Here is an 11,876-nt window from a genome sequence, read left to right as displayed (position 1 = left end):
ACCGGCGATTTGCTTTCTCGGGAAAACAATGTTTATCATAGAGAGGTCACCCGTTGAAGCTACACCGACAAATACATAACCAAGGAGGAATTACTGCATGTCCACCATTTCGCAACTCAACGACACGACGACGTTAAACAACGACGTCCGCATGCCGTGGCTCGGTCTCGGCGTTTGGAAAACCCAGGAAGGCGACGAAGTCGTCAATGCCGTAAAATATGCCGTAAAAGCCGGCTACCGCTCCATCGATACCGCGGCCGCCTACGGGAATGAAGCCGGCGTCGGGCAAGCGATTCGGGAATGCGGCGTCCCTCGCGATCAACTGTTTATTACGACCAAAGTATGGAACGCGGATCAAGGCTACGATTCGACCCTGCGCGCTTTCGACGAAAGCCGCCGCAAGCTCGGCCTCGACGTAATCGACCTGTACCTCGTCCATTGGCCGGTAAAAGGCAAATATAAAGAAACGTGGAAGGCACTTGGCCAGCTGTACAAGGATGGCCGCGTCCGGGCGATCGGCGTAAGCAACTTCCATATGCACCACCTGAAGGACATTATCGAAGACAGCGGCATCGTGCCGGCCGTCAACCAGGTGGAATTCCATCCGCTGCTGAATCAACCCGAGCTGCGGAGCTTTTGCAAGGAGCAAGGCATCCAGCTGGAAGCGTGGAGTCCTCTCATGCAGGGCAATCTGGAACACCCGACGCTGACCCCGATTGCCGCCAAGTACGGAAAAACGCCGGCGCAAATCATTCTTCGCTGGGATTTGCAGCATAACGTCGTAACCATTCCGAAATCGGTCAACGAGCAGCGCATCATCGACAATGCGAAAATTTTCGATTTCGCGTTATCGGCGGAAGATATGGCGCTGATCGACGGCATGAACCAAAACAAACGGTTCGGGCCAGATCCCGATAACTTCAACTTCTAAGCAACCATCATAGAAGCGCCGCCGGACGGCAGCTGCGAGAGCAGCTGCCGTTTCTTTTTTTCCCAAAAGATCCGTCACCAAACATCCGCCTATGCCATAGTATAATCTTGTGCTAAAGCCTACTGAGCGGCGAAAGCTGCAAGTTATTTTTCTTTTCAAGGAGGATTTTATAACATGTACAATCCGATCAAAACGGGGATGAGTCCCTACAGCGGTTATCCGATGACAGGCATGCAGCCGACAGGCCAGGGCCAAGGCCAGTTCCCGCCTATGGTACCTAGCGGCTCGACGCTTTCTCCGCAGGGCTTCCCTGTGCAGACGCCGGCTGCGCCGAGCTCGCCGGGCCAGCTGCCGCTGGAGCAATCGTTCATCGAGAACATACTCCGCCTCAACCTCGGCAAGATAGCAACGATCTACATGACATACGAGAACAACTCGGAATGGAACGCCAAAATTTTCAAAGGCAAGCTGGAAGCCGCCGGCCGCGACCATATCATTATCAGCGATCCGCAAACCGGCATGCGCTACCTGCTGCTCATGGTAAATCTGGATTACATCACGTTCGACGAGCCGCTTCAATACACATATCCGTACGGAACGCCTTCGGGCCGCTGATCGCCGGTCCCGCGCCGTGCCCGGTTCGGCCAGCGCTTGACCGCATCACTCAATAAAAGTCCGGGAGCCTGCGAAACAACAAGGGCTCCCGGATTTCATTTTTATACCGTTCCGCATGACTTTCTCCCATTCGCCCATACTATGGTTAACATTTCATCTGATGAGGACGGATAAAGCATGCATCCAATCAACACGCCGCCTTTTTCCCGCAACTTCACGCTTCAATTCCTGATCGCGGTCTATGCGATCTATTGGATCGTGCTGGCCTTTCACCCGACGAACCGTGGACAATGGCTGATGGAAAATGTGATCCCGATCGCAACCGTTGCCTTGCTCGGCTGGACGTACCGCCGGTTTCCGCTATCGAACCTCTCCTACGGGCTGCTGTTCGTCTTTTTATGCCTTCATACCTATGCCGCGCACTATACATACCAAGGCACGCCGGTCGATGTTTGGCTGAAATCGTCCTTTCATACGAAGCGCAGCTACTTCGACCGGGTCGGGCACTTTGCCTTCGGGCTGTTGCTCGCCTACCCGTGTCGGGAAACGCTCATGCGCTTGACCGGCATTCGCGGAAAAGGGTCGTATGTATTGGCGGCGGCTATCATCTTAACGTTCAGTGCCCTCTTTGAGATCGTCGAAGCGGCGGTCGGCATCCTCGCGGGGTCCGTCGGGGCTCAATATGTCGGGCTGCAGGGCGACGTATTCGATTCGGAGCGGGACATGGCTCTTGGCTTGGCCGGAGCAATCATCGCCATGGGCATCCTCGCCCTTCGCCATCGACGTCGCCTGCGCACCTGAACCGGCGCATCGGACCGGAATGATTTTGGCTATACGGCACTCGTCAAGCACCGGGTCCCCACGAGGTGAATAACGATCAAAAAGAGCTTAGGATTCGATATCGCGCATGCGTCCCCCTGTTCTTATAATGAATGGTAATGTCAACAAAACATACAGGGGGTCATGTCATTGGTATCAAAAACAGGAAAAACTCTTCTCGCAGCTCTACTCGCAGCAAGCTTGCTGACCGCATGCAGCAAGGCCGGAAATGGAAGCGTTTCCGATCCGAAAGAAGCGGTGAAAGTCGATCTGTCGACGCCGGTTACGCTGACGGTCGCTTCCGGGCTCGGGATGAGCGTCGAAGATTTCAACAAAAGCTACGGAGACAAAATCAAGGCCAAATTTCCGAACGTCACGATCAATTTTATCGCCCGCGGGCAAGGCACGACCATTCCGGAGCTGGTGACCGCCGGCATCTATCCCGATATCGTGTTCGGTATCGTATCGGACATCGACAACTACCTGATCAATCTGAACCTGCATGAGGATATGGGCCCCCTCATCAAAAAGCATAACTACGATATGAATCGCTTCGAGCCGCTGCTGATCGACGCGATCAAAACCACCAACCCCGAAGGCAATGTCATCGGCCTTCCGATGCCTTACGGCGGCATGCAGGTGCTGTTCTACAACAAGTCGATCTTCGACAAGTTCGGCGTCCCTTATCCGAAGGACGGCATGACGTGGGATGACACGTACGAGCTTGCCAAGCAAATGACCCGCGTCGACGGCGGCGATGTGTACCGCGGCTTCGCTTCGTTCTACGGGGCGCTGCTGCGTGATAACCAGCTGTCAGTGCCTTACCTTGACCCGAAAGCGGACAAAATGTACGACCCCGAAAAATGGAAGACGCTCTTCAACAACTTCTCCCGCTTTTACCAGATTCAAAACAACAAGCGCGCCGACGGCACATCGCAAACGGCCGAGGCCGCGGCGTTCGAAACTTCGCAAAAAGTCGCGCTGAACGCCAACCAATTCGGCCGCTATGCCGGATTTCCCGCCGAGATGAACTGGGATATGGTCACGATGCCGACCTTCAAGGAAGCGCCCAACACGACCGGCATGATCGTCGGCTCCAGCGGCTACTGGTTTATTACGAAAACGAACAAAAATCAGGACATTTCCTTTAAAGTCATCGAGTTTCTGCTGTCCGACGAAATGCAGATCGAAGAAGCGAAGACCAAGGCCAACATGCCTTCCGTCCGGACCATCAAAGACTTGGACAAAATCGTCGGCTCGGAGCTCCCGGCGTTGAAAGGGAAAAACATCAGTGCGCTGACGAAGATGAAACCGGCTGCCGTTCCGCCGGCACGCGCCCAAGGTCTTGTCGGCGCCAACTTGAACGAGCTGAAAAAAATCGTAGAAGCGACGATGAACAGAATCATCATCAACAATATAGATGTAAATACGGCGCTGCGCGAAGCCGAGGAAGCGATGGCGAAGCAGGTGGAGGCCAAAAAGGCACAGTAAGGATACCGGTTGAAAAAAGCTCAATGTTAAATAAAGGCCGTCCTGACCCATATGGCAGGACAGCCCCGATAATCGAGTGTCGATTAAATCCTGCCTTGGATTTGATCGGCACTTTATTTTTTATGCAGTAGATCCGTGCAGCCGGCTTTTTGAGCAGGTCTCCATCGAAGCCTTTCCTTTAAGAGTCGTGGGTGGCTTACCAAAATAAAAAGAACTCCTTGCGGAGTTCTTTTAACGGTGAATTGAATGTTGGTAACAGCTTTTGACCCAGTCGAATCTCGGGCTACCTTATTGACCAAATGCAGCTTATACTACATTAATGTCTCTTGGGCACAACCCCTCGCTTCTTATTGGATTCAATCACAGTGTCCCCGGTATTGCTCGTTAGTAAGCCCAACGGAACCACACCTCTCTTTCCACCGTCGCTATTATGATGTCCGTTTTTCCCCCGATTATACATCCGTACATCCCGTTTTTTTGCAGTTGCCATTTGTTTTGAAAGTTGTCATTCGTTGCGATTCGCTGAACAGCTGCACGAAATCGCGAAACATGTGCATATCTTTCATGCGCCCTGCCGTTTACGATGAAGCGGAAGCTGTGAAAACAAAGGGGGAGCATGCATGAGTCCTATCGATGAATCCGAACGGCCGCCGGCGGCAAACGAAACGCCGGAGCGGAAGGAGACGACCATCAGCCGCCGCGGCGTCATGATGGCGCTGGGCGCCGCCGGCGTCTCGCTGGCCGCGCACGCACTGCTGAGCGGTAAAGCATTGTACGCGGACGGAGGCACCGTCACCGGATCGGTCTACGATCCCGGCGGAAGCCCGCAGCCGTCCGCCCATCTGGACTGGCTGAATGTGAAAGATTACGGAGCGCAGGGCGACGGCGCGGCCGATGATAGCAATGCCTTCCAGAGCGTGCTCGATCAGGCGCTGTCCGGCGCCAGTCCCGCAATCTATGTGCCCAAGGGCGTCTACCGTCTGACGAGAATGCTGCGCATCTACCGCAACACGAAGCTGATGCTGCATCATGAAGCTGTCATCCTGCGCTGCCACAACGACAGCTTCCTGCTGAACGGGCAGTCCGGCGCCGCTTACGCTGCGTATACCGGGCACGGCAACATCACGATCGAAGGCGGGATATGGGACGGCAACATTCTCCAGTATCCCGACGCGTACGTCGGCTTCAACTTCGGCCATGCGGCCGACGTTACGATCCGCGACCTGACGATCAAGGACATCGTCTGGGCGCATGCCATCGAACTGAACGCAAGCCGCGACGTGCTGGTGGAGCATTGCCGGTTCCTCGGCTACAAAAATGCGGACGACGGCTCGCGCTTTTTTTCCGAGGCGATCCAGATCGATGTGCCGACCCGGCTGAGCTTTGGCGGCTTCGGCCAGTACGACGGCACGCCGTGCCGCAACGTTACGGTGCGCAGCTGCTACTTCGGCGCGAGCGGCACCGCGGGAACAGCGGCCTGGGCATGCGGCGTCGGCACGCACGGGGCGATTCACGACGTCTGGACGAGCAATGTCAAAATTGTCGGCAATACGTTCGAGAACTTGACGTATTGGGCGGTCCGCTTATTCAAGTGGAATGATTGCCTCGTCGAGGGCAATACGATGGTCAACTGCGGCGGAGGCGTTCTGGTCAGCGTGCCGACTCCGGGCAGCGAGTCGACCAAGGACAAGGACGGCAACCAGCGCACGACGCCGCAGGCGGGCAAAGGGATTCGCATCGTCAATAACGTGATCACCGGAGCATCCGTCTACGGCGGCATCGGCAGCTATGGCGATCAGGCGGCGCCGATGGCCGACCTGTACGTCACCGGCAATATCATTTATGACACGGGAACGCAGAAGCACGCCATCACCGCCTCCTGGTGCCGGGCGGCGATCATCAACCACAACATCGTCTACAGCGCAAGGCGCGGCATCCATCTGGAAAATACGTCGGACTGCCATGTCACAGGCAACCGGCTGGAAGGCATCGTCGTGAACGGCATCGAGTCCGCCAAATGCGCGGATCTCTCCATCGAGAGCAATTTCGTGCGCAATAGCGGGTTTTACGGCATTCTGGTCAGCGAGACAGCCCGGTTCTCCGTGACCCGCAACATCATCGACGCGGTCAGTCAGAGCGAGCATAACCGGTATGACGGCATTATCGTCAGCACCCGCAACAGCAACGGCTCGGTGCACAGCAACACGGTGCGGAAAGCGGCGGCAAGCCCCCAGAACCGGTATGGCTTGCAAATTTCGGCCAGCAGCGAGCAGATCGACACCTCGCAGAACATACTGGAGGGCGCGTCGGGCGCCTACTTGAACGCTTCGCCCACATCATCCGACCGGCTGCTGCTGTACACTGCCGGCGGGACCTGCTACAAACTGACCGTCGACGCCGCAGGGCAGCTCGTCACAACCATTCTATAATATACATGGGGGTTCATAACCAATGAGAAAATCAGTGCAACTCTTATTATCCGGCACGATCACGATGACGCTGCTGGCAGGCTGCGGTTCCGGCAGCGGCTTGGGCAGCGGTGCCGCAGGCGGCACCACCGATCCCAAAGCGGCGGTGAAGGACGTCAAGGACGACGCACCTGCTACCGTCTCGATCGGCATTCGCGCCGTCGGCTATTTGACCGAGGACGAAATTCAGCGCTACATTATCGAGCCCGTCAAGAAAAAACATCCGAACATCACGATCAACCGCATTGTGCTTGACGATAAAAACAACTCGTTCGAAAACTTGCTGGCCATCAATGAGCTGCCGGATATTATTTTCCATACGTCCCTGCTGCTCCCCGATTTGAAAAGGCTCGGCATTGATCAGGATCTGGACCCGTGGATCAAAAGCAACAAGATGGATTTGAACAAGTTCAACAAGACCGCGCTGGACGCCGTGAAAATTACGAGCGAAAACAGCTTTCTGATGGGCATTCCGTATACGATGCATTTCAACGCGCTGTACTATAATAAAGACATCTTCGACCGTTTTGGCGTCGCGTATCCGAAGGACGGGATGACGTGGCAGGAGTCAACCGAGCTGGCAAGGAAGCTGACGAGACTCGATAGCGGCACCCAATACCGCGGATTCGAGCCGGATTCCGTCTATCGCGCCGGTTCCCAGCAGGAACTCCCGCTTGTCGACCCGAAAAGCCTCAAATCGCTGGGCAATACCGATCCATGGAAGAAGACGGTGGAGATGGTTCGCGACATTTATGAAATTCCCGGCAACTCGACGATTCAAACGTTCAGCTCCGGCGTCAACGCCTTCGTCAAGGACCGGAAGCTCGCCATGCTCGCCGGCCTCAACTGGCTGCCGAACTTGGCCGAGGTCAAGGAACAATTCTCCAACTGGGACCTAGCCACATATCCGGTCTGGCCGGAGAAGCCGGGCATCGGCACCCAGATCGACCTGCACGTCATGATCGTGCCGAAGACGAGCAAGAACAAGGATGCCGCGTTCAAGGTCGTGAACACGGTCGTCTCTGACGAAGTGCAGCTGGAAATGGCCCATAACGGCCGCGTATCCGTGCTGAGCGACAAAAAATACCAATCCGAATTCGGTAAAAATATGGACATTTTGAAAGGGAAAAACGTTCAGGCCATCTTCAAAACCGCTCCGGCCAAGCCGTTCCCTTCCACGCTGTTTGCCAACAAAGCGTTCAATGAAATTACGAAAGTGATGACGCAAGTGGTGAAAAATAAAGTGGACGTCAACACCGCGCTGCGCAGCTATGACGAGCTGATGGATAAATTCATTCGCGAGAACAAGCCGAATTAAGCATTCGAATGCCGCTCCTGCGCGGTACCGCTTATTCCATCGTGCACGGGTGGTTGATATAATAAGGAAGAATTAAACCATTCGGCTAAAACGGGGGTTCGGGAATGAAGGCTTATAAATGGCTGCTGCCGGCGGCGCTCCTGCTCGTCATCGCCGGATCGGTCGTCCTGTACGTCGACCGGCAAGCCCAGCGCGCGGCGGCCGGGCCGGAGGAGCCCCCGCTGCTGCTTCCTGAGGGACTGCCGATCTTAAGCAAGCCGGTCGAGCTGACGTTCCTGACCGGCAAGTCCGCGACAAGCGGCTCCAACTGGGATGAAATATTGCAGTGGAAGCAATATGCCGCCGCAACGAACATGAACGTCCACTTCCAGCTCGTCCCGTTCGAAAGCATGGGAGAGGAGCGCAAGCTGGCGCTAGCTACCGGCAGCTACCCGGACGGCTTTTACGCCGCTCGGCTCACCGCCGCCGAGCTGATGAAATACGGGAAGGACGGCGTCTTTTTCCGCTTGAACGACTGGATTCCGCGCTACGCGCCGAACTTCCACAAGCTGCTCGAGCGGTATCCCGAGCTGCGCCAATCGCTGACGATGCCGGACGGCGGCATTTATTCGATCCCTTCCTTCTACGATCCGGAATTTTTGTCGATGCTGATCGGCACGCCGCTATGGCTCAACGGCGCATGGCTTGAGGCGCTCAAGCTGCCCGAGCCGCAGACGACAGGCGAGCTGTACGCCTACTTGAAGGCCGTGAAGGAACGCGACCCGAACGGCAACGGCGTCGCCGATGAAATTCCTTTCGGCAGCCTCGGCATCAGTATGTTCGTTCATCAGTTGAAGGGCGCCTGGGGACTCGGCAACCGCGGTCTCGCCCATCCCCTCGTCGATGTGGATGAGTCGACGGGCCAGCTGCGGTTCATCCCGGTCGATCCGAAATATAAGGAAGTGCTGGAATATGTGCATACCCTGTATGCCGAAGGACTGATCGAGAAAGACATCTTCACGATCGGCAGCAGCGAGTTTTACACCAAAGGCGCGCACAATCTTTACGGGGCGATGGTGACGCCGAGCCCGTACACGCAGATGAAGCAGCCGGGCTACATCGGCGCGCCCGCCCTTCAGGGGCCGCACAGCGACAGGCTCTACTCGCATGTCAAAGCGCCGCTCGTACACATCGGCGCGTTTGCGATCACGAACAAAAACAAGTATCCGGAAGCGACGCTGCGCTGGATCGACTACTTCTTCGGCGACGAGGGCAGCAAGCTGTTCTACATGGGCGTAAAAGGCGTGAGCTACGAGGAAGCGCCCGACGGGTCGCTGCGGTACACGGAACGCATCTTAAACCATAAGGACGGCTTGACGATCGAGCAGGCGCTGACGCCCTATGTGACATGGCTCGGCGGGAGCTATCCAGGCTTTGTCCGTCTGCCGATGTTTCAGGGCTCGGAAAGCTACCCCGCATCGATCGAAGCCGCCAGAAAAGTAAAGCCGTACGCCGTGAAAGAAATATGGCCGCCGTTTCCGTATTCGCCGGGAAGCCTAGGCACGGAAATCGCATCGTACGCCAGTCAAATGCAAGCCAAGTTCGTAACCGGCGAAGTGCCTTTCTCGGATTGGGACAAGTATGTCGGCAGCATGCGGATGATCGGCCTCGACAAGTACATGACCATGTACGAACAGGCCTATGGAGCATACTTGACGAGCAAGCGGGGGGAATAATCGGACAAACGCGGAAGCAGGAACGGCAGTGGTGGCAGCCGTCGGAGCTGAGGTACTGCTGCCAGCCGCGCCCGGGGCATGAAGTTCGAATGGCAGCCGGGCTTCGCCGCTATGCATGCTTGAGCTGGGCGCTCACTGGATAATCGGCCGCCGCGGGCGAGGTCATCCGCCGCTTGCTTCCAGCGCTCCCCTTTTGCGATAATCGCCGGGCGTCAGCCCGGTGATTTTTTTGAACATGCGAATAAACGAGGTCACGTTGCGATAGCCGATCCGCTCTCCGATCTCTTGGACGCTGTAGTCGGTTTGCTGCAGCAGCTCCTTCGCTTTGCGGATTCGCACGTTGTTCAAATGGTCGCTGAAGTTGGTTCCCGTCTTTTCTTTAATATACGCCGACAAGTAGCTGCTCGACATGTTCATCCGGTCGGCCACGGCGTCAAGCGACAGCTCCTCGGAATAATGCGCCTCCAGAAAAACGGCGAAAAAATCGACGACCGGGTCCTTCTCGTCCCGCTTCGCCCGGATGGACTGAGCCGCACGGGTCAGAAACCGTTCGAAAAACCGCTTGTATTCCTCCAGCGTCCAGCATACCTCCAACTGCTGCTCCAGCATATCGTTCAGCAGCCCCCACTGCTTCGGCTCCACCTTGGCTCGTTCCGCGATTTTCAGCATCTTGACGGACACGTTTTGGGCAAAAGCGCGAAATTGCAGCCGCGTCGCTTCCTTCCGGTACATGTAATCCAGCATTCTTTCTACCGCCTGCGCGCATGTTGCGCCGTTGCCTTCCTGCATGTTGACATGCAGCTCCTGCTCCTGCTCGGCCGTGAACACATAATGGCTCGCAGCGGGCGCATCGTCCCAAATCCACTGCGTCTCGTCCAGCAGCCGGGTCTCCTTCGCCCGCTCCACCGCCTCGACGTAGGCGCGATTGAAATCGGAGCCGATCGGATAGTGCGAGCCGACCGACGCGGAAATCAAATAGTACGCCTTATCCTGGTCAAAAATCGTCTTCAGCTGCGAGAGCGCTTGCTCCAGCCGGTCTTGGGACGGCTCCCCAAAGACGACCGACAGCAGCTGGTTGCTCTCCATCTGCAGCGTACGCGGCTTATCGAACGTCCCGGACAGCACGAGATCGATGCATTCCCGCACCGTATACGTCAGCCGGTCCGGCTTCGTCGACGCGGTCAGCGGGTCGGCGCTGCGGAAATGCAGCTGGAACAGCACGATCCGGAACGGACGATGCTGCACCATCGTGTCCGTCCAATCGGCCGGACCGGACCGGATCATCTTCAGCCGGTTGATGTAGCCGTAGTCGGTCAGCAGCGACTGCTTGCTCTGCAGGTCGCTGTGATATTCGTTGCGCTCGCGGATCAGCTCGCTCGAAATGTCGCCGATCAGCGCGAACTCGTGAATGCTGCTGCGGACGACTTCCGTACTGCGGCGGCGAAGCGAAGCGATGATCTGCGCGACGGGATGGTTCAGCTTGCGGCTGAAAATAACGGAGGCCGCGCCCGCGATCATGATCGAGACGACGAACAGTAGGAACAGCGTCCACTCCAGCTTCCGGATTTGCGCGGCGATCGACGAATAAGGAACGACCGTGACATAGGTCAAATTCGTCTCGTCGCTGTGGTGGTAGAAGTAATAGCGGTTATCGCTGACGACGTAATCATTTCCTTGCATTGGCGGCATCGATACGGCGGCCGCTCCCTCCGCCGACGAGTTGAATACCGTCGAGCCGCCAGCCTGTACGATGAGCAGCTGCGGGTTGTCCGCGCCATGGAACGATTCGAACAGACGCCCTGCGTCCAGCATCCCGATAATCAGGTGGTTGTAAGCGGGCAGCTTGACGGTCATCGGAATGAGATGGCGGCTCTGCTGATCGGAAGACATAATCGAGAACAAGGCGCCCAGATGAAGCTCGGTCGTATTCGGCGATTCGAACTGCTGCTGCCAATACGAAGCCGGGTACGGCTCGCTGACATAAAACTGCGAGAACAGCCGGGACGCGTCCCCCGTCCCGTTCTTGTCGACCGTGAAGGGAACGGAACGGTATACAATGATCACGTTATCCAAATAAAGGAACGGATTATTCACTTCGCTGCGGATGCTCTTGATCATATCGGCCGGCTTCAAATAGTTGACCTGCGCCGGATCGTTCGCGGCCAGCTGCCTGCCGAAGGCGACCACGTCCTCGTTCTGGTACAGCTTGAACAGCATGCTGCGAATGATGGCCAAATGCTTCTCGTACCGGTCCGCCGTATTTTTGAGCGTCAGCCGGTTGTTGCGGATAATTTCCTGCTGGATGTTCGTCTTGAAAAATGCGAACGACAAAAAGTTAAACGAGGCGAGCAGCAAAATGATCGTTAAAAAGCTGACAAGGCTTTTGAAAAATAATGAATTCGTATTGATGGGCAGCTTCAGCATTGTCGTTTGAACCCCTTTTTGCTTCAATCCATCGCTTCGCAGCGGCTTCTGTACCCCATTGTAACCGATCCCATGCGGTTCGAAAACTTACCATT

Annotated in this window: 8 protein-coding genes; 7 read left to right on the top strand and 1 reads right to left on the bottom strand. The window is 56.2% G+C overall.

Annotated elements, in window-relative coordinates; all coding sequences use genetic code 11:
• Positions 1–97: 97 nt before the first annotated feature.
• From KXG62_RS09290 to KXG62_RS09260, 7 genes are all read left to right on the top strand, one after another.
• Positions 98–931 (top strand): aldo/keto reductase, encoded by an 834-nt coding sequence (locus KXG62_RS09290; RefSeq protein ID WP_218091670.1) that lies wholly within the window; start codon positions 98–100, stop codon positions 929–931.
• Positions 932–1,105: 174 nt separating this feature from the next.
• Entirely contained in the window at positions 1,106–1,546 is a 441-nt protein-coding gene (gerQ, locus tag KXG62_RS09285) for a spore coat protein GerQ (protein WP_218091669.1), read from the top strand.
• Positions 1,547–1,723: 177 nt separating this feature from the next.
• The gene (locus KXG62_RS09280) at positions 1,724–2,347 is read left to right on the top strand and encodes a DUF2238 domain-containing protein (protein WP_218091668.1); all 624 of its coding nucleotides are present in this window, start codon (positions 1,724–1,726) and stop codon (positions 2,345–2,347) included.
• Between the two features lie 168 nt (positions 2,348–2,515).
• Positions 2,516–3,856: an ABC transporter substrate-binding protein gene (locus KXG62_RS09275; protein WP_218091667.1), complete on the top strand. Its 1,341-nt coding sequence runs from the start codon at positions 2,516–2,518 to the stop codon at positions 3,854–3,856.
• 620 nt (positions 3,857–4,476) lie between these two features.
• Positions 4,477–6,285 carry a right-handed parallel beta-helix repeat-containing protein gene (locus tag KXG62_RS09270; protein ID WP_218091666.1) on the top strand — a complete coding sequence of 603 codons (1,809 nt, stop codon included), beginning with the start codon at positions 4,477–4,479 and terminating at the stop codon, positions 6,283–6,285.
• A gap of 22 nt (positions 6,286–6,307) precedes the next feature.
• Entirely contained in the window at positions 6,308–7,642 is a 1,335-nt protein-coding gene (locus tag KXG62_RS09265) for an ABC transporter substrate-binding protein (RefSeq protein WP_218091665.1), read from the top strand.
• Between the two features lie 104 nt (positions 7,643–7,746).
• Positions 7,747–9,357 (top strand): extracellular solute-binding protein, encoded by a 1,611-nt coding sequence (locus tag KXG62_RS09260; protein ID WP_218091664.1) that lies wholly within the window; start codon positions 7,747–7,749, stop codon positions 9,355–9,357.
• A 162-nt stretch (positions 9,358–9,519) separates the two neighbouring features.
• Here the strand turns inward: KXG62_RS09260 and KXG62_RS09255 are convergent, their stop codons facing one another.
• Positions 9,520–11,781, bottom strand: coding sequence for a helix-turn-helix domain-containing protein (locus KXG62_RS09255; RefSeq protein WP_218091663.1), 2,262 nt, complete (start codon positions 11,779–11,781; stop codon positions 9,520–9,522).
• Positions 11,782–11,876 lie beyond the last annotated feature (95 nt).

It is taken from the genome of Paenibacillus solanacearum (assembly GCF_910593845.1).
Classification (GTDB): domain Bacteria; phylum Bacillota; class Bacilli; order Paenibacillales; family NBRC-103111; genus Paenibacillus_G; species Paenibacillus_G solanacearum.
This window is presented reverse-complemented; position numbering and strand designations above follow the sequence as displayed.